A 19,284-nucleotide genomic window follows, 5' to 3' on the forward strand; every position below is an offset into this window, starting at 1 on the left:
GCCCCCGGTAAAATCCCGCGATGCTATTGGTCAAACAGGAGCTGCTCGCGGCGCTCGCGAACACGCTCGAATCCCTTTCCCCCGGCTCCGGCGCCAAGGCGGTCTTCGAATCGCCCAAGGTCGCGGCCCACGGCGACCTCGCCTGCACGGCTGCCATGCAACTCGCCAAGCCGCTCGCACGCAAACCGCGCGAACTGGCCGAGGACATCAGCGCCGCGCTGCGCGCCACGCCCGCCTTCCAGCAGTGGGTCGATGCCATCGAGATCGCCGGCCCCGGCTTCCTCAACATCCGCTTGAAGACTGCTGCCAAGCAGCAGGTGGTGCGCGAGGTGCTGGCCGCCGGCGAGGCCTTCGGCCGCGAGACCGCCAAACGCGATGGCGAAGGCGAGCGCGTGCTGGTCGAATTCGTTTCTGCCAACCCCACCGGCCCGCTGCACGTGGGCCACGGCCGGCAGGCCGCACTGGGCGACGCCATCTGCAACCTGCTCGCCACGCAGGGCGCGCAGGTGTGGCGCGAGTTCTATTACAACGACGCCGGCGTGCAGATCCAGACCCTCGCCACCAGCACCCAGCTGCGTGCCAAGGGCTTCAAGCCGGGCGATCCGCAATGGCCCGAGCAGGCCTACAACGGCGAGTACATCGCCGACATCGCCAACGACTTCAACGCGAAGAAGACGGTGCGCTCGGACGATCGCGAATACACCGCCAGCGGCGACGTGGAGGACATCGACTCGATCCGCCAGTTCGCGGTGGCCTACCTGCGCCACGAGCAGGACCTGGACCTCAAGGCCTTCCAGGTGCGCTTCGACAACTACTACCTGGAGTCCAGCCTCTACACCAGCGGCCGGGTCGAGGCCACGGTCAAGAAGCTGGTCGAAGCCGGCAAGACCTACGAGCAGGACGGCGCGCTGTGGCTGAAGTCGACCGACTACGGCGACGACAAGGACCGCGTGATGCGCAAGGGCGACGGCAGCTACACCTACTTCGTGCCCGACGTCGCCTATCACATCGCCAAGTGGGAGCGCGGCTTCCACAAGGTGGTGAACATCCAGGGCACCGACCACCACGGCACGATCGCGCGCGTGCGGGCCGGCCTGCAGGCCGCGGGCGAAGGCATCCCCTCCGGCTACCCCGACTACGTGCTGCACACCATGGTGCGCGTGATGCGCGGCGGCGAGGAGGTCAAGATCAGCAAGCGCGCCGGCAGCTACGTCACGCTGCGCGACCTGATCGAGTGGACCAGCACCGACGCCGTGCGCTTCTTCCTGCTCAGCCGCAAGCCCGACACCGAGTACACCTTCGACATCGACCTCGCGCTGGCGCAGAACAACGACAACCCGGTCTACTACGTGCAGTACGCCCATGCGCGCATCTGCTCGGTGCTGGCGGCCTGGGGCGGCGACGTGGCGACGCTGGCGCAGGCCGACCTCTCGCCGCTCGAAAGCCCGGCCGCCCAGGCCCTGCTGCTGATGCTGGCGAAGTACCCCGACATGCTGGCCGCCGCGGCCCAGGACTTCGCGCCGCACGACGTCACCTTTTACCTGCGCGAGCTGGCCGCCAGCTACCACAGCTACTACGACGCCGAGCGCATCCTGGTCGACGACGAGCCGGTGAAGCGGGCCCGCCTGGCGCTGGTCGCCGCCACCGCGCAGGTGCTGCACAATGGCCTCGCGATTCTCGGCGTGAGCGCGCCGCGCAAGATGTGATTGCTACCCTCCACATGACTACAAGACGACAAAGCGGCAACATCGTCATCGGCCTGATCGTCGGGCTGGTGCTGGGCCTGGGCGTGGCGCTGGGCATCGCGGTCTACGTGACCAAGGTGCCCATCCCCTTCATGACCAAAACGCAGCGCGGAGGCCCCGAGCAGGACGAGGCCGAGGCGCGCAAGAACCGCGACTGGAACCCCAACGCCCCCCTGGCCGGCAAGGCCGGCGCCGTGCGTCCGCCCGAGCCGCCGGCCGCCCCCGTGGCGCCGCAGCCCTCCGCCGCGGCACCCGGCGTCCCGCAGACCGCGCCGGCCCCGGTGGTGGTCCCTCCGACCGCTCAGCAGCAGCAGCAACAACAACAGCGAGCCGCGCGCCCGCCCGTGCCGGCCGAAGCCAACGCGTCGCCGCCGTCGAGCGACCCCATCGGCGATCTCGCGCGGGCCCGTTCGGGCGCCGGCCCTGGCACCACCACCGCCGCCGCGACGCCCAGCGCCAGCGACCCCTTCATGTACTTCGTGCAGGCCGGCGCCTTCCGCACCCCCGAGGATGCCGAGACGCAGCGCGCCAGGCTCTCGCTGATGGGCGTGGAGGCGCGGGTCACCGAGCGCGAGCAGGCCGGCCGCACCGTCTACCGGGTGCGTGCGGGGCCTTTCAACAAGAAGGAAGATGCCGACCGGCTCAAGGAACGGCTCGACGGCGGCGGCCTCGAATCGGCCCTGGTGCGCGTGCAGCGCTGAGCCATCCTCTTTTCGCGCTCGCGCCGTCCCCGGGAACTCCGGCGGCATCGCGGGCTCTGTCAGGCGCACAGGAGAACCTTACACATGAAACGTCGTGATTTTTCGCTGGCCGCCACTTCGCTGGGGCTGCTTCCTCTGATGACCCCGACCCACGCGCAGACGCTGGGGCCCAAGGCCGGCACCGACTACGCAGTGCTCGACAAGCGCGTGCCGGTCGACGCGCCGGCCGGCAAGGTCGAGGTGATCGAGTTCTTCTGGTACAACTGCCCGCACTGCAACGCCTTCGAGCCCACCCTCGAGGCCTGGATCAAGAAGCTGCCGCCGCACGTGGCCTTCAAGCGCGTGCCGGTCGCCTTCCAGGCCAGCTTCCAGCCGCAGCAGAAGCTCTACTACGCACTCGAGGCCATGGGCAAGGTCGACGAATACCAGCTCAAGGTGTTCAACGCCATCCACCAGCAGCGCCAGAACCTCTCAGGCGAGCAGCAGATCATCGACTGGGTCGCGGCCAACGGCCTGGACAAGGCCAAGTTCACCGAGCAATACAAGTCCTTCAGCGTGGCGAGCAAGATCCAGCGCGCCAAGCAGCTGCAGGACGCCTACCAGGTGGCCGGCGTGCCCTCGATCGGCATCGCCGGGCGCTGGTATGTCGACGGCGACCTCGCGAAGAGCATGGAGCGCGCCCTGCAGGTCACCGATTTCCTGATCGGCGAAGCGCGCAAGAGCGCCTGAGACCGCCCCTCTCCCCCGTAGGAAAGCCCGCTTCGGCGGGCTTTTTCATCCGGGCGATCGAAGTCCGGTCGATGAGGCCGCATACAATCCGCCAGCAAGTTTCGTGCCTTATGACTTCGTTACCTATTTCCCCTCGCCCCAACCGCCGCTGTCGTGCTTTCGTATTCGCCTTGGTGCTGGCCGGCCTGGTGCCGATGGCGCAGGCCGAGAAGGCGGACCGCACCAAGCCGATGAACATCGAAGCCGACGCGATGCGCTATGACGACCTCAAGCAGACCAGCGTCTTCACCGGCAACGTGGTGATGACCAAGGGCACGATCATCATCCGCGGCACCCGCATCGACGTGCGGCAGGACCCGGACGGCTACCAGTACGGCGTGGTCACGGCCGCGCCCGGCAAGCTGGCCTACTACAAGCAGAAGCGCGACGCCGGCACCGACGAGTGGATCGAGGGCGAGTCGGAGGTCATCGAGTACGACAGCCGCGCCGACAACGTGAAGTTCATCCGCCGCGCGGTGATGCGCCGGCTCTACGGCGCGACCGTCAACGACGAGAGCAGCGGGCCGCTGATCGTCTACGACCAGAGCAACGACACCTTCACCGTCAACGGCTCCTCGCTGCCGCCCAACGCGGGCGTGGCGGCGCCGCAGGGCGGGCGCGTGCGGGCCATCCTGACGCCCAAGGCGGCCGCCTCGGCGCCCGCGGCCGGCACCCGGCCGGCGGCTGCGGCCCCTGCCGCGGCGCCGGCGCCGGCACCCGCGAGCGGCACCGGCCTGCGCTCGAGCACCACCCTCGGCGGGGAAGAGCGCAAGTGACGGAGGACCGGAGCATGCTCAACGGCCGCAACGACGTGCTGAACAGCCGCCTGGAGGCGCGCGGCCTGCAGAAGACCTACGGCAGCCGCAAGGTGGTCAAGGACGTCTCGCTGGGCGTCGAGAAGGGCGAGGTCGTGGGCCTGCTGGGTCCCAACGGTGCCGGCAAGACCACCTCCTTCTACATGATCGTCGGCCTGGTGCGGGCCGATGCGGGCGAGATCAGCATCGACGGCGTGCCGATCGCGCACATGCCGATCCACCGCCGCTCCCGCATGGGCCTGAGCTACCTGCCGCAGGAGGCCTCGATCTTCCGCAAGCTGACGGTCGAGGAGAACGTGCGCGCGGTGCTCGAACTGCAGCGCGAGCCGAACGGGGACGGCCGGCCGATGCCCCTGTCGAAGCAGCGCACCGAGGAGCGCCTGAGCGAGCTGCTGCACGACCTGCGCGTCGACCACCTGCGCGATTCGCCGGCGCTGGCGCTGTCGGGCGGCGAGCGCCGCCGCGTCGAGATCGCGCGCGCGCTGGCCACCCAGCCCCGCTTCATCCTGCTGGACGAGCCCTTCGCCGGCATCGATCCGATCGCGGTGATCGAGATCCAGCGGATCATCAACTTCCTGAAGGAGCGCGGCATCGGCGTGCTCATCACCGACCACAATGTGCGCGAGACGCTGGGCATCTGCGATCACGCGTTCATCATCAGCGACGGGCATGTGCTGGCACAAGGCACGCCCTCTGAGATCGTCGACAACGCCGAGGTGCGACGCGTCTACCTCGGCGAGCATTTCCGGATGTAAGGGCCGGTCATCCAATGAAGCAAGGGCTCTCGCTGCGGGTCTCGCAGCACCTGGCGCTCACGCCGCAACTGCAGCAGTCGATCCGGCTGCTCCAGCTGTCCACGCTCGAGCTGAGCCAGGAGGTCGAGCAGATGCTCGACGAGAACCCCTTCCTGGAGCGCACCGCCGACGAAGCCCCGCGCGAGGAGTTCGGGCTCGAATCCGCCGATGCGCCAGTGCGCGATGACGACCGCCAGGCCGAAGGCGAGAGCGAGTTCGTCGCCGGGCCGGCCCCGGCCCCTGCCGACAGCGCTCCGGCCTCCCCCGCCGACAGCGAGACGGCCGCAGCCGCCGAAGGCCCCGAGAGCGAGCCCGACTGGGAAGGCGACGGCTCCGTCGACCTGGCGCCGGACGACAGCGAATGGGGCGGCGATGCCCCGGCGCGGGCCAACAACCTCGGCAACGACGAGCGCCCCGATGCAACCGAGCTGGCCAGGAGCCAGGAGTCGCTGCAGTCCTTCCTGCACCTCCAGGCGCTGTCCCTGCGCCTGGAGGAGAACGACCGCGCCGCGCTGCGCTTCCTGATCGAGTCGCTCAACGACGACGGCTACCTCGAGGACTCGCTGCCGGCCCTGGCCTCGGGCCTGGCCGGCGACGACAACGACCAGTTCGACGAGCTGGTGCACCACTTCCAGGTCGCGCTGGGCCTGCTGCAGAGCCTGGAGCCGGTCGGCGTCGGCGCGCGCAGCCTGGCCGAGTGCCTCACCATCCAGCTGCGCGCAGAGCAGGAAGAGGACGACACCGAGGAAGAGGTGCAGGTGCGCCGCACCGCCATCGCGATCTGCAAGCACCCGATGGAGCTGCTCGCCAAGCGCGACTTCAAGCGCCTGGCCACGCTCACCCGCAGCAACGAGGAGGAGGTGCGCGCAGCCCTCCAGCTGATCGCCCGGCTGGAGCCCAAGCCGGGGCGCCGCTTCGTCGACGTCGAGCGCAACGTGGTCGTCCCCGACGTGATCGTCACGCGCATCGGCCATGGCACCAGCGCCCGCTTTCGCGTCATGCTCAACCCCGAGGTCATGCCGCGGCTGCGCGTGCACGACATCTACGCCGGCGCGCTGAAAGCCCACAAGGGCGAGGGCAGCCAGGCGCTGTCGCAGCGGCTGCAGGAGGCGCGCTGGTTCATCAAGAACATCCAGCAGCGCTTCGACACCATCCTGCGCGTCTCCAACGCCATCGTGGAGCGGCAGAAGAACTACTTCGTCCACGGCGAGCTCGCCATGCGGCCGCTGGTGCTGCGCGAGATCGCCGACGAGCTGGGCCTGCACGAGTCCACCATCAGCCGCGTGACCACCGCCAAGTACATGTCCACGCCCTACGGCACGGTCGAGCTCAAGTACTTCTTCGGCTCGGCGCTGGGCACCGAGACCGGCGGCAACGCCTCCAGCACCGCGGTGCGTGCGCTGATCAAGCAGTTCGTGAGCGCCGAGGACGCGAAGCGGCCGCTGTCGGACAGCCAGGTCTCCGAGATGCTCAAGGAGCAGGGCATCGAGTGCGCGCGCCGCACCGTGGCCAAGTACCGCGAGGCGCTGCGCATTGCCCCCGCCAACCTGCGCAAGGCCTTGTAGCAATGAACGCCCTGCCGGGTCGCTGGCCGCAGTGGATGCGTCTGGGCCTGGCATTGATGGCGGTGCTCTTCCTGGCCAGCGGCTGCGCCATGCTGCCTGCCGAGTTCGAGCGCACGCCTTCGAAGGCCGTGCCGCTCTCCCCCGACACCACGCTGGGCCGCATCGCGAAGAGCACGCAGCCCGACCCCGACCTGAGCGGCTTCCGCCTCATGCCGGGCGGCGACTTCGCGCTCAATACCCGGCTCGAGCTGGCGCGCCGCGCCGAGCGCACGCTGGACGTGCAGTACTACCAGATCCACAACGACGAGACCGGCCGCTATCTGCTGCGCACGCTGCGCGACGCGGCCCGGCGCGGCGTGCGCGTGCGTCTGTTGATGGACGACCTCTACACCTCGGGCGACGACGAGCTGCTGCTCGCCCTGGCTGCCACGCCCAACCTCGAGCTGCGCCTCTTCAACCCCTTCCCGGCCGGGCGCGGCAGCATGCTCAGGCGCTTCTCGGCCTCGCTCTTCGACTTCAGCCGCGTCAACCGGCGCATGCACAACAAGCTCTTCATCGCCGACGGCGCGATGGCGGTGGCCGGCGGGCGCAACATCGGCAACGAGTACTTCACGCAGACGGCCGGCGCCAACTTCATCGACCTCGACACCTTCGTCGCGGGCGCCCTCATCCCGCGGCTGGCGAGCCTGTTCGACCAGTACTGGAACAGCGAGTACGTGCGGCCGATCGAGACCCTGGTCGCCTCCGCCGTGCCGCGCGAGGAGCGCCAGCGCCGCTTCGAGGAGGCGACCAGCCCGCAGACCACGCCGCCCCCGCGCCCGCCCGCGCCCAACGACGTGCTGGGCTACAGCCCGATCGTGGAGGACCTCAAGGCCGGCAAGCTCGACCTCATCTGGACCCGGGCCGAGGCCTACGCCGACTCGCCCGAGCGCGTGATCGGCAAGCAGGTGAGCTACGGCGGCATTCCGCTGCTGGACGTCGACAGCGTGCGCTACAACGTGATCGAACAGATCCGGCGCGGGCGCTCCGACGTGACCATCGTCTCGCCCTACCTGATCCCCGGCAAGGGCGGGCTGGAGGCGATGCGCGAGGTGCGCGGACGCGGCATGAAGATCAGCGTGGTCACCAACTCGCTGGCCGCCACCGACGAGCCGGTGGTGCACACCGGCTACCGGCGCTACCGCGAAGACATGCTCAAGCTCGGTGCCGAGATCTACGAGCTCAGTTCGCAGCGCACCCGGCGCAGCGTGCGCCTGGGCCTCTTCGGCACGCAAATCGGGCGCCTGCACGCCAAGTCGGCCGTGATCGACGGGCGCACGCTCTTCGTCGGCTCGATGAACTTCGACCCGCGCTCCGACGTGCACAACACCGAGATCGGGCTGATCATCTTCAGCCGCGAGATGGCGCAGCAGGTGCTCAAGCTGATCGAGGTGCTCAAGCAGCAGGGCGCCTACAAGGTGCGCTTCGCGCCGGGCACCGAGCGGATCGAATGGGTCAGCGAGGAGGCGGGTGTCGAGCAGGTGCTGACCAGCGAGCCCGACTCCACCGTCTGGGACCGCGTGATGCTGGAGATCCTGGCGCCGCTGGCGCCGGAGAGCCTGTTGTAAGGTGCGCAGGCTGCGGGTGATGATCGCTGAGAAGTCCGAGGTGGTCACAAACTGTGACCACCCCCGCCCGGGCCTCGGGCTCAGCTCGGCCCGCCCGTGATGTTCACCGCCTCCACCTGCACCAAGAGCCGCACCTTGTCCTCGAAGCCGAAGGGAATGCCCCAGTTGATGCCCCATTCGCTGCGCGCCACCGTCGTCTCGAAGTCGCCGCCGCAGACCTGGCGCTTGATCAGCGGGCTCAGGTAGCAGCCGAAGCGGCTGGCCTTGAGCTTGACCGGCTTGGTCTGGCCCATCAGCGTCAGCGAGCCGTCGACCTCGGTCACCTTGTCGCCGCTGAAGTCGATCTTGTCGGCCACGAAGCGGGCGACCGGAAACTCGGCGACGTTGAAGAAGTCCTTGCTCAGCACGTGGCGGTTGAGCAGGTCGACGCCGGTGTTGATCGAGCTGATGTCCATCGTGATGTCGATCTTGCCGCTCTTGCCCGTGCCGTCGATCTTGATGGTGCCGTCCTTGGTGCTGAAGCGGCCGCGGTTGGTGGTGGTGCCGTAGTGGCCCATCTCGTACATCACGAAGGTGTGCGTGGGGTCGACCACGTAGCTCGCGCCCTTGACCGGCCCGCCGGCCGGCTGGGCGGCCATTTCCGGCGCGGTCTGCGCGGCGGCCAGGAATGCGGAGGCCGCCAGCGCGGCGGCGGCAACGGACTGGATGATCATCGTGGCGGGCTGGGGCATGGCGTTGGGTGCTTGCATGGCAAAGTCAAAGTGGACGCAGGCCCGTCAGGACCAGCTTGAAGCGCACCTGCACTTCGTCGCCGACCATCGAGGTGTCGGTCCATTCGCCCTCGCCGACCTTGAAGGCGAGGCGCTGGATCGTAAAGCTTCCGGTGGCGGTCGAGCGGTCTGCCGACTGGGTGATCGTCACCGGCACCACGAGTTCCTGGGTATGGCCCTTGATCGTCAAGCGGCCGGCGATGTCGAAGCGCCCTCCCCCCAGGCCCTTGATCGCGCTGGACTGGAAGCTGGCCTTGGGGAAGCGCGCGGTGTCGAACCACGGCGCCTTGGGCAGCTCGGCATCGCTCTGCGGCACGCCCAGCGTGGCGCTGGCCATGTCGATCTGCAGCGCCACGGTGCCGCCCTCGGGCTTCTTCGGGTCGAAGGCGATCTGGGCATCGAACTTGCGGAACTGGCCCTCGACCGGCACCCCCATCTGCTTGCTGACGAAGCCGATCTGGCTGTAGCCCGGCGCGAGCTGGGCCATGGGCTCGACGCCGCCCGCGACGGCGGCCGAAGCGAGGCTCAGCGCGGCCATGCACAGGGCGCGCCACGCGGGGCGAAGAAGGCTCATCGGGCGTGTCCCTGGCGCGAAAAAGGCCACATGCGGTCCATCAGGCCGTCGTGGTCGACGAAGTGATGCTTGAGCGCCGCCGCCGCATGCAGCAGCACCACGGCGCCGAGCGCGTAGGCGGCGCCGTGATGCAGCGGCTTCAGCACCGCCTCGGCGAATTCCTTGTCGACCGGCACGAAGTCCGGCAGCGGCACGACACCGAACCAGACGATCGGAAAGCCCAGCGCCGAGCTGTAGGCCCAGCCGGCCAGCGGCACCGCGAAGAAGAGCAGGTAGAGCAGCAGGTGCGTGCCGCGGTGCGCCACCAGCTGCCAGCCCGGCATGGCCTCCACGATGCAGGGCGGCAGCGGCGGCGGCGGATGCGACAGGCGCCACAGCAGCCGCAGCGCCGTCAGCCCCAGGATGGTGATGCCGGCCCACTTGTGCCAGTTGAAGAGCTTGAGCCGCTGCGGCGAGAAGGGCAGTCCCGTCATGTAGAGGCCGGCGCTGAAGGAAGCGACGATCATCAGCGCGAGCAGCCAGTGCAGCGTCATCGCCACCGCGCCGTAGCGCTGGGCGGGGACGCGGGGGCGGCTGCGGCCTGGGATTCAGCGGCTCGGCGGGCATGGGCAGAGCATAAGGCTACGGGCGCTGCCCGAGCGCCCGTTCCGCCCGCTGCGCCTAACCGATGCTCCAGCGCGCGATCAGCAGCAGGCCCAGGCCCAGCACCAGCATCAGCACGAAGGGCACCACCAGCCAGGGGGCGTCGTGCAGCTCGGGGTTTTCCAGCGTCTTCATCATGGCGATCTTTCCTTCGATGGCGAGGTGCTCAGAAGGTACTCACCGCTTCGTCCGGCACCGGCGGGGCGTTGCGCAGCGCCTCGCTGGCGGCCGGGACCGAGGGGTCCCCGCTGCCGGCGGGCGCGGGCGACGCGACCGTGAGCGCGGTGGGAGGGCTTGCCTCGGCCTGCCAGTGGCCGAGCAGGACCAGCACCGCGAGCAACGCCGCCGCCAGCGCGACGGAGCCGAGCAGCAACTGCTGCATGCGGCTGCGCCGGCGGGCCGGCCGGTTGACGAAGGCGGTGTGCGGATGCGGTTGCGGTTGCATGGCGATTCCTTCCTTGCTCCATCGAGACGCGCGACGTGCGCATGGATGCAATCTAGAAGGGAAGCGCTCCGTGAAGAATTCCGCATTCGCGCCGGGCGTCCCGCAATCGCGGGAGGGCGGTGCCGAGGGCGAGCGCCTTCGGGCGAGCCGGCGGCGCTCAGGCCGTCGCCGCGGCAGGCACCGTCATCGGCAGGCAAAGCACGACGCGGCAGCCGCCCGCAGCCGTCGGGCGCAGATCGAGCGTGCCGCCCAGCCGCTGGGCCCGCGAGCGCATGTTGTGCAGGCCATGGCCGCCGCCCTGCCGTCCAGGCTCGGCACCCAGGCCGCGGCCGTTGTCCTCGATCTCCATCTCCAGCATCTCCCCGGCACGGCGCAGCTTCACCTCGACCCGCGTGGCGTGGGCGTGCTTGAGCACGTTGGTCAGCGCCTCCTGCGCCACTCGCAACAGCTGCAGCGCGGCATGCGGCGAGAGCGTGGTCCCGTCCTCCGGCAGGTCGATGTCCCAGCCGGAGCGCACGCCCGCCGCGAGCAGCTGCGCCTCCCAGCGGAACCTGAAGTTGCCCAGGGCCGCGCCCAGGTCGTGCTCGCCGGAGGCCAGGGCGTCCAGCGCCAGCCGCATGTCGGCGATGCAGGCGCGCAGCGTGACCGCGATCTGGCCCTCGTCCATGTCCCCGCGCTCCACCCGCGACAGCGAGGTGAAGAGCTGCGAGCCCAGGCCGTCGTGCAGGTCGCGCATGATCAGCTGGCGCTCCTCCGCGGCGGCATGCTCGCGCTCCAGCGCGGCCAGGCGCGCGTAGTTGGCGGCCAGGGCGCGCTCGCGGTCGGCCACCCGCGACTCCAGCGTGCGGTTGAGCTCCTCCAGCGAATGCAGAGTGCGCAGGAAGCGCGCCGTCAGCAGCGCACCCATCGCCACCAGCAGGGTGTTGGAGCCGTAGTGCAGCAGGTGGATGCGGTGGCCCGTCCATTCCGGGAAGAAGCGCCCGAGCAGGCGCGGGTCCCAGGTCAGCAGGTAGTCGTGGATGCCCACCAGCACCGCGAAGGCCATCACGGCCGAGAGCGCCGCCGCCGTCAGCGTGCCGCGGCGCCGTGCGTAGCGGACCGCGACCGCGATGATCAGCAGCCCCACCCCCACCATGCCGCCCAGCCACCAGCGCGCGATGGCCTGCTCGGCCGCGAAGCCGCCGAGCGCGAACCACAGCGGTCCCACCAGCCCGTAGGCGACCAGCGCGCGGTCCAGCCACGGGCGGCGCATGCCCGCGTAATGCAGCGTGAACACCGCCATCACGATCACGAAGCCGCCCGTTGCGCACTGGTAGAGCACCCGCCACCACTGCCAAAGGCCGATGGGGAGGGCGTCGATCAGGAAGGTCATGGTGCGCACCGCCCACAGCACGGCCGCCAGGCCGAACAGGCCGTAGAGCGACTCGCTCGGGCGGCGCCACCAGATGAAGGCGACGAAACCGGCGACCAGCACGGACACCAGCACCGTGAGCTCGGGCACCGTGCGCACCCAGAACATGCGCTGGTTGTGCAGCGGCTGGATCTCGTCCCGCGGGCCGATGCTGAGCTGCGCGAAGCGCAGCGGATAGTCGCTCGGCAGCGCCGCGCGGATCGCCAGCTCGTTGTGGCCGGGGCGCAGCAGCGAGGCGGGCAGCAGCGCCGTCTGCGGCCTGTAGGTGCGCGCATGGACCGCCGCGCTGCGCTCCGCCACGCTGCCGATCAGGCTGCCGTTGAGCCAGATCTCGCCGCCGTCGTAGAAGTAGGGCACATAGACGGCCCATTGCGTCTGGCGGACCGGATCGTCCGGGTAGTCGAAGCCGACGCGGTACCACGCCGGTGCCCGCGCCAGCGAGGGGCGCGAGTATCCGGCGTCGTCGGGCAGGGTCACCGGCCGCCAGGCGGCGCCCGGCGGCGGGGGCGAGCGCTCGACCGCGGGCGCCGCGAGCACGGCAGCCTGCCGCGGCGACTGCAGCGCCGCCCGCGCGCCGCCTGCGAGGCAGGCCAGGATCAGAAAGACCAGCGCCAACCCGGCCGCCCGCGCGCCGGGGCGACGCATCACAGCAGCCCCATCTGGCTCGCTTCGTAGACCGCCTCGCCGCGCGAATGCACGGCCAGCTTGCGGTAGATTTTCTTGACGTGCGCCACCACGGTGTGCGGCGAGATCTCGGTCAGCTCGCCGATGGTCTCGAAGCTCAGGCCCTTGGCGGCCAGGCGCAGGATCTCGGTCTCGCGCTCCGTCAAGGGCGAGGGCGTGGCGTCCTTGGGCGTCGGCTGCAGGGCCGGTGCGGCCGGTGCGGCCGGCGTGGACGGCGTGGGCGCCGCGCTGATGCGAAAGCGCGCCAGCACCCGCCGCGCGATGCTGGGGCTGATGGGCGAGCCGCCGGCGCGCAACTCGTGGATGCTGGCGGCAATGGGCCCGGCGCCGGCGTCCTTCAGCAGGTAGCCGGTGGCGCCGGCCTCGATCGAGTCCACCACGTGCTGGTCGTCACCGAACATGGTGACCACCAGCACGTCGCACTGCGGATGGTGGCGCGCCGCGTGGCGGATCACCTCCACGCCGTCGATGTCGGGCAGGCCCAGGTCGACCAGCATCACGTCGGGCGGCTGGGCGTCCAGCATTGCGATCGCCGCGCGCCCGGTGCCCACCACGCCCGCGAGGGCGAGGCCCGGATCGGCCAGCACCGCATCCGAGAAGCGGCGCATGAACTCGGGTGTGTCTTCGACGATCAGCACGCTGGTGGTCATGGCAGCCCCTGTGGCAATGCGACTGGGGGATTTTCCCACCGGGGTCGCGCGCGGCCATAGCGCAAACGCGGTACGGGGCGCATGGGATACTGGCCGGCCATCCCCGCCATGAACGATCTCTCCCTTTTCCTGCCCTGCGCCGCCGGCGTGGAGGACTTCCTTGCCCAGGAGGTGCATGCACTGACCGGCCGCGCCGGCGACGAGCTCCTGGTCCTGCGCGGCGGCGTGCGCGTGCGCGCCGACTGGCGCGAGGCGCTCAAGCTCAACCTGCACAGCCGCCTCGCGCAGCGCGTGCTGATCGAGCTGGCCCATGCGCCCTACCGCAGCGAACACGACCTCTATGCCATCGCCGGCGACGTGGCCTGGGAGCTCTGGTTCACGCCGAAGAACACCTTCAAGATCGAGACCACGGCCCAGCACAGCCCGCTCAAGAGCCTCAACTTCGCGACCCTGCGCATCAAGGACGCAATCGCCGACCGCTTCCGCGCCAAGGCGAACGGCGTGCGGCCCAGCATCGAGACCCAGTGGCCCGACGCGCGCGTCTTCGCGCACCTCGACACGGAACACTGCACCCTCTACATCGACATGTCCGGCGAGCCGCTCTTCAAGCGCGGCTGGCGGCAGGACAAGGGCGACGCGCCGCTGAAGGAGACCCTGGCCGCCGCCATGCTGGCCGCCAGCGGCTGGTGGAACCCCGAGCGCGGCGAGGTCTCGCAGGCGCCGCTCTACGACCCCTGCTGCGGCAGCGGCACCATCGCCATCGAGGCCGCGCAGCTTGCGCAGGGCATCGCAGCGGGCGCGCAGCGGCGCTTCGGCTTCGAGAAGCTGCTGCCCTTCCAGGCCCACGTGTGGTCGCAGCTCAAGGCCGAGGCGCGGGCCGCGGTGAAGCAGGCGCCGGCGGCCGTCATCTTCGGCTCCGACGTGTCGCACCGCATGGTCGACTTCGCCGAGCGCAATGCCGAGCGCGCGGGCGTCGCCGGCGCCGTGCAGTTGCGCGGCGGCGACGCGCTGCAGCGCATGCCGCCGGCCGAGTCGGGCGTGATCGTGCTCAACCCGCCCTACGGCGAGCGCATCGAGGTCGGCGGCGTGGCCCGCGACGGCCGCGGCAGCCGCAGCAGCCGAGAGGAGGCGCAGACCGAGGACGGCGGCGAGTTCTTCGTGCAGCTCGCGAGCCATTGGAAGAAGCACTACGCCGGCTGGACCGCCTGGGTGCTCACGCCCGACCTGCAGCTGCCCAAGCGCATGCGGCTCAAGGAATCGCGCCGCGTGCCGATGTGGAACGGACCGATCGAATGCCGCCTGTTCCGCTTCGACATGGTGGCGGGCTCGGCGCGCAGCAAGGCGGTTGCTTAAAGCACACAGAATGGAGGGGCACGCGCGCCCTCGGTTGACCCGATCATGTTGCTTAGCAACAATTCCGCATCTTTTACTTCGGAGCCTCGTGCGTGGACAGTGCCAGTTGGATCAGTGATGTGATGCGTACCTCGGCAGGTGCGGCACATTCGGCACCCCAGTAGCGCAGCTTCCCGCGCTGCGTGCCGAAGCCGCTGCAGCGTGACGTTTGTTGTCTCCGACAAGCGATCTCTTCCTCCCTCCCGGTCCGTTTCTCGTCGCTGAGGTTTGCGGCGATCGGTGCATGCCTGCATCGACGCGCGCGGCCGCAGCCTGGCTTGCCGTTCATGTCGCGCGGCCCTTCAGCGCGAAGGAGCCTTGTCATGTGCCAACGGACGAATGCCCATCCGCCCGATCACGCGCGTGATCGGGTGACTTCATCGCCCAGCCCCGCCGAGAAGGAGAGCGCGCTGGACCAGGCCCAGTCGCTGGACCGCAGCGGCCTGTGGCCCTGCCGGCGCATCCGGCTCTTCCTGCTGTCGCAGCAGTCGACACAGGCCCCGCAGCGCTGAAGAACTCGGCAGCAGACCGGGAGCGAGCCCCTCAGAGATCGATCCGGAAGCGCAGCTCGGGCGTGCCGCCCAGCTCGGGCATCTTGACGAACGCCTCGAGGAGAACGCCGCCGTTGGCTGCGATCACCCGCTGCGAGGCCAGGTTGTCGGGGCTGGTGGTGATCTCGACATAGGCCAGGCCTTCGGTGCGGGCCTCGCCCAGCATCAGCCGCAGCGCCTGCGTGGCACGGCCCCGGCCGCTCTTCCATGGCACCACGCCGTAGCCGATGTGGCCCAGGCAATACGCAGGCAGGGCGTTGCTGCCGCGCTGCCAGCGCAGGGAAATGCTGCCGCAAAGCTCGCCATCCCAGATCCAGCGGCGATAGCCCGGCAGGCGAGGCACGACGGTGCCGTCCGGCAGGGCCACCGGCGACCCCTTGGCCTCGCGGTCTACCAGGCCTTCGAGGAAGCGCGCGGGGTCGGCCCGGATCTGCGCCAGCTCTTCGAACCCCGCCTCGGGCCGCAGGTTGTTGGGTGACCAGCCGCGCTCGAGCGCCGCGACGTAGCCGGGAAGGTATTTGCGCGCAGGCCAGACCAGTTCGACGGCGGGTTCGCTCACGCCTTTTTCAACTCTGGATGTAGTTGCGCAGCTGCTCGATGGTCTCTTCGTGGTCCGCGATGATGTCGTCCATCAAATCGCGGATCGAGATCATGCCGACCACCCGGTCGCCGTCCACCACCGGCAGGTGGCGGATGCGTTTCTGGCTCATCAGCGCCATGCACTCGCGCGTGCGGGTGGAGGGCGTCACGGTCAGCACGTCGGGCGTCATCAGCTCGGCGACCAGCACCTCCTTCGAGTTGCGCCCCTGCAGCGCCACCTTGCGCGTGTAGTCGCGCTCGGAGATCACGCCGACCAGCTTGTCGTGCGTCATCACCATCAGCGCGCCGACCTCGTGGCTAGCCAGCGCCTCCAGCGCGTCGAACATGGTGGCGCCGGGTTCGATGCGCCAGACGGCCGAGTTGCGGCGCTTGAGCAGTTCGGAGACAGGTTTCATGGATCGCAGCTCCCGAAGAACGGTGAATCGCCTGCGGCCCACGCAAGGGCCGCGCCAGCACCCCCATCCTAGACGCTGCGCGCGACATCCCCGCGGCAATGCACGTCCTGCCGGCGGGGGCAATGCGCAGCGGCCGACGGCCTGGGACGCCGCCCCCAGCCGACGTACTAGCCGGTTCGGCGGATGGACAGCGGCCGGCGCGCGCCGCACCATGCCTCGCGCGGCGGACACCCCCCGCCGCCCGAGGAGCAGCGATGCACATCCTGATGAGCAAGGGAAGCGCCAGCGACGATGTCGAGCGGCTGCGCCGGGCGCTCGCCAAGGCGCTGGGCGAAGACGCGAAGCTGTTCCCCTCCCTCCAGGCCTCCGGCACGCCGATCGACGAGGACTTCGACGGCGCGATCCGCCGCTGGCAAGCCGGCGTCGGCCTGATCGGCGACGGCGTGGTCGGGCCGCGCTGCCAGCTGCTGCTGGACCTGATCGCGATCGACGCGGGCAAGTTCGAACTCACGCTCAACGTCGGCAACGTGAGCCGGCTGTTCCCGGCCACCAAGCCGGCCAACATCGCGCGCTACCTGCCCTACATCGAGGCGGCTCTCGGCGTCGCGGAGCTGACGGACCGCCCGATGATCCTGGGCGCCCTGGGCACCATCCGCGCCGAGACCGAGGGCTTCGTGCCGATCGCGGAGGCGCCCTCCAAGTTCAACACGCCGCCGGGCGGCGCCCCCTTCAGCCTGTACGACACGCGCGCCGCGCTCGGCAACAGCCGGCCCGGCGACGGCGAGCGCTACCGCGGCCGCGGCTTCGTGCAGCTGACCGGCAAGGACAACTACACCCGATACGGCCAGCGCATCGGCGTGCCGCTCGAGGCTGTGCCGGACCGGGCCAACGCGCCGGAAGTCGCGGCGGTGCTGCTGGCGCTCTATCTCTCGGACAAGGCGACAAAGTTCCGCCAGGCGATCCACGGCGGCGACTTCGCGCAGGCCCGCCGGCTGGTCAACGGCGGCGTGCATGGCCTCGATCGCTTCAAGGACGTGTTCGAGCGCGCCGCCGCCGTGTGGCCCGCGGCGCGCCTGGGCGCGGGCGGTGCCCGGCGCGGTACGGCTGCCGCCGCCGCTGCCGAGGAGGAGGCGCCCTCGCACCGCTCCACCGTCTCGCGCACGCGCAAGGACGCCGCCGACCTGCGCGACCGCCTGTTCCAGCCGAGCGCGATCAGCCTGCCCGACGAGTACCCGCCGCAGGAGGAAGTGCGCCAGTACCTGCCGGCCTACACCCGAGCCGGCCTGATCCTGGACCAGGGGCGAGAGGGCGCCTGCACCGGCTTCGGGCTGAGCTGCGTCATCAACTACCTGCGCTGGGTCAAAGCCAGCCTGCCGCCCAAGATGGATTCGGTGAGCCCGCGCATGCTCTACACGCTGGCGCGCCGGCACGACGAGTACGAGGGCGAGAACTACGAGGGCTCGAGCTGCCGCGGCGCGCTCAAGGGCTGGTTCAACCACGGCGTCTGCCTGGAGCCGGACTGGCCCTACCTGCCCGAGAAAGCGAACCCCGCCACCTACGGCTACGCGAGCCGGGCGGCGCAGAACACGCTGGGCATCTACTACCGCATCGACACCCGCTCGATCACCGACGTGCAGGCCGCGATCGCGCAGCACCGCGCGGTCTTCGTCTCGGCCTTCACGCACCCGGGCTGGGACGCGGTGCCGATCACGCCGGCGCCGAAGCGCCATGCGGACCTGCCGCTCATCGCCTTCGACGGCCGCCGCTCCGAGACCGGGGGCCATGCCTTCGCCCTGATCGGCTTCAATGCGCAGGGCTTCATCCTGCAGAACTCCTGGGGCAAGAACTGGGGTGCCGGCGGCTTCGCGGTGCTGGGCTACCTCGACTGGCTGGCGCATGCGATGGACGCCTGGGTGGTCTCGCTGGGCGTGCCCGGCGTGATCGCCGGCCGGCTGGCCGTGGGCGGCAGCGGCGCCGCAGGCCTCACCGGCGCGGACCGCAGCAAGTGGTGGGACACCGGCCTGGCCTATCAGCACAGCGTGGTCCTGGGCAACGACGGCCGCGTGAGCCGCTACCTCACGGAAGACGAGCCGCCGCGCAAGCTGCAGCAGCAGGCCTGCGTGCTGCCGGACGACTGGTTCCGCAGGCAGGCGGCGGCCGCGCGCAAGCGTCTGGTGCTCTACGTGCACGGGGGGCTCAACAGCGAGGAGGAGGCGATCAAGCGCGCCAGCGCCATGGGCCGCTACTTCACCGGCAATGGCTGCTATCCGCTGTTCCTGGTGTGGAAGACGGGTTTTCTCGAATCGGTGGCGAACCTCATCGCAGACGCCTTCCGGCGCGAGCCGGCCCGCGCCGGCTTCGGCGAGTGGTTCAGCGAGCAGACCGACCTGCTGGTCGAGAAGAGCGTCGGTCGCCCTGCGGCACGGCCGTTGTGGAGCGAGATGAAGGAGAACGCCGGCTTGGCCTTCGCCGAACGGCGCGGCGGCGACCTGCTGCTGGATGCGATGCAGGCGCTGGGCAGCAACTGGGGTGCGCAGTTCGAGCTGCACCTGGTCGGCCACTCGGCCGGCGCGATCGCCATCGGCCACCTGCTCACGGCGCTGGCCGCACGCAAGCGCGCCGGCCGCGATGGGGGACTCAGCGAGCGCGTCGCCTCGGTGAACCTCTATGCCCCGGCCTGCTCCGTAGCCTTCGCGAACCGCCACTATGCCGGCGACGCGGCGCTGATGGAGCGCCTGCACCTGGAACTGCTCACGGACGAGGTCGAGCGCCGCGACACGGTGGGCCCCATCTACCGCAAGTCGCTGCTGTATCTGGTCTCCAATGCACTGGAGGCCGATCTGCACACGCCGATCCTGGGCCTGGACCGCGTCAACGACGAGAGCTACTCGGGCTGGGACGGCTCCTCCGACACCGGCGAGGCGCTGGCGGTCTGGCGCCAGGCCGCCAAGGCCGTGAAGCTCGAGGCCCGCACGCGACGCGTGCAGGGCGCGCGCATCGAGGTGGCGCTCGATGCTGGCGGCCAGCCGGTGCTGCAGGCGGCGACGCATGGGGGCTTCGACAACGACGTCGCGCTGATGACGCGCACGCTCGAGCGCATCACCGGTGCGAAGCTGGCGCTGGCGGTGGATGATCTGCGGGGCTTCTGACGAACGGCGGCTTAGCATCCCCGTCC

18 protein-coding genes are annotated in these 19,284 nt (G+C 70.1%); 10 read left to right on the forward strand and 8 right to left on the reverse strand.

Translation table 11 applies throughout. The annotated features are described in order from the left end of the window. Positions 1-20 precede the first annotated feature (20 nt). From argS to GXN78_RS09680, 7 genes are all read left to right on the forward strand, one after another. Positions 21-1,706 carry an arginine--tRNA ligase gene (gene argS / locus GXN78_RS09650; RefSeq protein WP_106557000.1) on the forward strand — a complete coding sequence of 562 codons (1,686 nt, stop codon included), beginning with the start codon at positions 21-23 and terminating at the stop codon, positions 1,704-1,706. A 14-nt stretch (positions 1,707-1,720) separates the two neighbouring features. After that, a complete protein-coding gene (locus tag GXN78_RS09655; protein WP_106556999.1) occupies positions 1,721-2,446 on the forward strand; it encodes an SPOR domain-containing protein in 726 nt (241 codons plus the stop codon). A gap of 84 nt (positions 2,447-2,530) precedes the next feature. Then, positions 2,531-3,175, forward strand: coding sequence for a thiol:disulfide interchange protein DsbA/DsbL (locus GXN78_RS09660; RefSeq protein ID WP_106556998.1), 645 nt, complete (start codon positions 2,531-2,533; stop codon positions 3,173-3,175). A 194-nt stretch (positions 3,176-3,369) separates the two neighbouring features. Continuing rightward, complete coding sequence (gene lptA, locus GXN78_RS09665; protein WP_239142812.1) at positions 3,370-3,990, forward strand: lipopolysaccharide transport periplasmic protein LptA; 621 nt, start codon at positions 3,370-3,372, stop codon at positions 3,988-3,990. 14 nt (positions 3,991-4,004) lie between these two features. Continuing rightward, positions 4,005-4,784, forward strand: coding sequence for an LPS export ABC transporter ATP-binding protein (gene lptB / locus GXN78_RS09670; RefSeq protein ID WP_106556996.1), 780 nt, complete (start codon positions 4,005-4,007; stop codon positions 4,782-4,784). 14 nt (positions 4,785-4,798) lie between these two features. Then, positions 4,799-6,388, forward strand: coding sequence for an RNA polymerase factor sigma-54 (gene rpoN / locus GXN78_RS09675; RefSeq protein WP_106556995.1), 1,590 nt, complete (start codon positions 4,799-4,801; stop codon positions 6,386-6,388). Positions 6,389-6,390: 2 nt separating this feature from the next. Then, positions 6,391-7,995, forward strand: coding sequence for a phospholipase D family protein (locus GXN78_RS09680; protein ID WP_239142656.1), 1,605 nt, complete (start codon positions 6,391-6,393; stop codon positions 7,993-7,995). 80 nt (positions 7,996-8,075) lie between these two features. On the opposite strand, the gene GXN78_RS09685 is transcribed toward GXN78_RS09680, so the two are convergent. The 6 genes from GXN78_RS09685 to GXN78_RS09710 all read right to left on the reverse strand — a co-directional run bounded on the left by GXN78_RS09685 (position 8,076) and on the right by GXN78_RS09710 (position 13,171). Beyond that, the gene (locus GXN78_RS09685) at positions 8,076-8,744 is read right to left on the reverse strand and encodes a YceI family protein (protein WP_239142657.1); all 669 of its coding nucleotides are present in this window, start codon (positions 8,742-8,744) and stop codon (positions 8,076-8,078) included. 7 nt (positions 8,745-8,751) lie between these two features. Continuing rightward, positions 8,752-9,252 (reverse strand): YceI family protein, encoded by a 501-nt coding sequence (locus GXN78_RS09690; protein WP_239142813.1) that lies wholly within the window; start codon positions 9,250-9,252, stop codon positions 8,752-8,754. A gap of 83 nt (positions 9,253-9,335) precedes the next feature. After that, complete coding sequence (locus tag GXN78_RS09695) at positions 9,336-9,926, reverse strand: cytochrome b (protein WP_275407581.1); 591 nt, start codon at positions 9,924-9,926, stop codon at positions 9,336-9,338. A gap of 221 nt (positions 9,927-10,147) precedes the next feature. Then, positions 10,148-10,426, reverse strand: coding sequence for a hypothetical protein (locus tag GXN78_RS09700; RefSeq protein ID WP_106556992.1), 279 nt, complete (start codon positions 10,424-10,426; stop codon positions 10,148-10,150). A gap of 157 nt (positions 10,427-10,583) precedes the next feature. Next, complete coding sequence (locus GXN78_RS09705) at positions 10,584-12,482, reverse strand: sensor histidine kinase (RefSeq protein ID WP_106556991.1); 1,899 nt, start codon at positions 12,480-12,482, stop codon at positions 10,584-10,586. Next, the gene (locus tag GXN78_RS09710; RefSeq protein ID WP_106556990.1) at positions 12,482-13,171 is read right to left on the reverse strand and encodes a response regulator transcription factor; all 690 of its coding nucleotides are present in this window, start codon (positions 13,169-13,171) and stop codon (positions 12,482-12,484) included. Before GXN78_RS09710 ends, GXN78_RS09705 begins: the two co-directional genes overlap by 1 nt. Positions 13,172-13,279: 108 nt before the next feature. On the opposite strand from GXN78_RS09710, the gene GXN78_RS09715 reads away from it, so the two are divergent. Both GXN78_RS09715 and GXN78_RS09720 read left to right on the forward strand, forming a co-directional pair. Further along, the gene (locus GXN78_RS09715) at positions 13,280-14,524 is read left to right on the forward strand and encodes a THUMP domain-containing protein (RefSeq protein WP_106557085.1); all 1,245 of its coding nucleotides are present in this window, start codon (positions 13,280-13,282) and stop codon (positions 14,522-14,524) included. A 362-nt stretch (positions 14,525-14,886) separates the two neighbouring features. Continuing rightward, on the forward strand, positions 14,887-15,075 hold the full coding sequence (locus GXN78_RS09720) for a hypothetical protein (protein ID WP_106556989.1): 189 nt from the start codon (positions 14,887-14,889) through the stop codon (positions 15,073-15,075). Positions 15,076-15,106: 31 nt separating this feature from the next. On the opposite strand, the gene GXN78_RS09725 is transcribed toward GXN78_RS09720, so the two are convergent. Both GXN78_RS09725 and GXN78_RS09730 read right to left on the reverse strand, forming a co-directional pair. Beyond that, complete coding sequence (locus tag GXN78_RS09725) at positions 15,107-15,673, reverse strand: GNAT family N-acetyltransferase (protein ID WP_106556988.1); 567 nt, start codon at positions 15,671-15,673, stop codon at positions 15,107-15,109. A gap of 7 nt (positions 15,674-15,680) precedes the next feature. Beyond that, positions 15,681-16,109 (reverse strand): CBS domain-containing protein, encoded by a 429-nt coding sequence (locus GXN78_RS09730; RefSeq protein WP_106556987.1) that lies wholly within the window; start codon positions 16,107-16,109, stop codon positions 15,681-15,683. Positions 16,110-16,363: 254 nt separating this feature from the next. On the opposite strand from GXN78_RS09730, the gene GXN78_RS09735 reads away from it, so the two are divergent. Further along, a complete protein-coding gene (locus tag GXN78_RS09735) occupies positions 16,364-19,258 on the forward strand; it encodes a C1 family peptidase (protein ID WP_106556986.1) in 2,895 nt (964 codons plus the stop codon). Positions 19,259-19,284 lie beyond the last annotated feature (26 nt).

The sequence above is a fragment of the Variovorax sp. WS11 genome (assembly GCF_010499245.1).
Taxonomy (GTDB): Bacteria; Pseudomonadota; Gammaproteobacteria; order Burkholderiales; family Burkholderiaceae_C; genus Variovorax.

What these genes read in the sequence shown, in the direction of transcription:
- argS (WP_106557000.1), top strand. Translation starts at nt 21, where the DNA reads ATGCTATTGGTCAAACAGGAGCTGCTCGCGGCGCTCGCGAACACGCTC.
- GXN78_RS09655 (WP_106556999.1), top strand. Translation starts at nt 1,721, where the DNA reads ATGACTACAAGACGACAAAGCGGCAACATCGTCATCGGCCTGATCGTC.
- GXN78_RS09660 (WP_106556998.1), top strand. Translation starts at nt 2,531, where the DNA reads ATGAAACGTCGTGATTTTTCGCTGGCCGCCACTTCGCTGGGGCTGCTT.
- lptA (WP_239142812.1), top strand. Translation starts at nt 3,370, where the DNA reads ATGGCGCAGGCCGAGAAGGCGGACCGCACCAAGCCGATGAACATCGAA.
- lptB (WP_106556996.1), top strand. Translation starts at nt 4,005, where the DNA reads ATGCTCAACGGCCGCAACGACGTGCTGAACAGCCGCCTGGAGGCGCGC.
- rpoN (WP_106556995.1), top strand. Translation starts at nt 4,799, where the DNA reads ATGAAGCAAGGGCTCTCGCTGCGGGTCTCGCAGCACCTGGCGCTCACG.
- GXN78_RS09680 (WP_239142656.1), top strand. Translation starts at nt 6,391, where the DNA reads ATGAACGCCCTGCCGGGTCGCTGGCCGCAGTGGATGCGTCTGGGCCTG.
- GXN78_RS09685 (WP_239142657.1), bottom strand. Translation starts at nt 8,744, where the DNA reads ATGCAAGCACCCAACGCCATGCCCCAGCCCGCCACGATGATCATCCAG.
- GXN78_RS09690 (WP_239142813.1), bottom strand. Translation starts at nt 9,252, where the DNA reads ATGGCCCAGCTCGCGCCGGGCTACAGCCAGATCGGCTTCGTCAGCAAG.
- GXN78_RS09700 (WP_106556992.1), bottom strand. Translation starts at nt 10,426, where the DNA reads ATGCAACCGCAACCGCATCCGCACACCGCCTTCGTCAACCGGCCGGCC.
- GXN78_RS09705 (WP_106556991.1), bottom strand. Translation starts at nt 12,482, where the DNA reads ATGCGTCGCCCCGGCGCGCGGGCGGCCGGGTTGGCGCTGGTCTTTCTG.
- GXN78_RS09710 (WP_106556990.1), bottom strand. Translation starts at nt 13,171, where the DNA reads ATGACCACCAGCGTGCTGATCGTCGAAGACACACCCGAGTTCATGCGC.
- GXN78_RS09715 (WP_106557085.1), top strand. Translation starts at nt 13,280, where the DNA reads ATGAACGATCTCTCCCTTTTCCTGCCCTGCGCCGCCGGCGTGGAGGAC.
- GXN78_RS09720 (WP_106556989.1), top strand. Translation starts at nt 14,887, where the DNA reads ATGTGCCAACGGACGAATGCCCATCCGCCCGATCACGCGCGTGATCGG.
- GXN78_RS09730 (WP_106556987.1), bottom strand. Translation starts at nt 16,109, where the DNA reads ATGAAACCTGTCTCCGAACTGCTCAAGCGCCGCAACTCGGCCGTCTGG.
- GXN78_RS09735 (WP_106556986.1), top strand. Translation starts at nt 16,364, where the DNA reads ATGCACATCCTGATGAGCAAGGGAAGCGCCAGCGACGATGTCGAGCGG.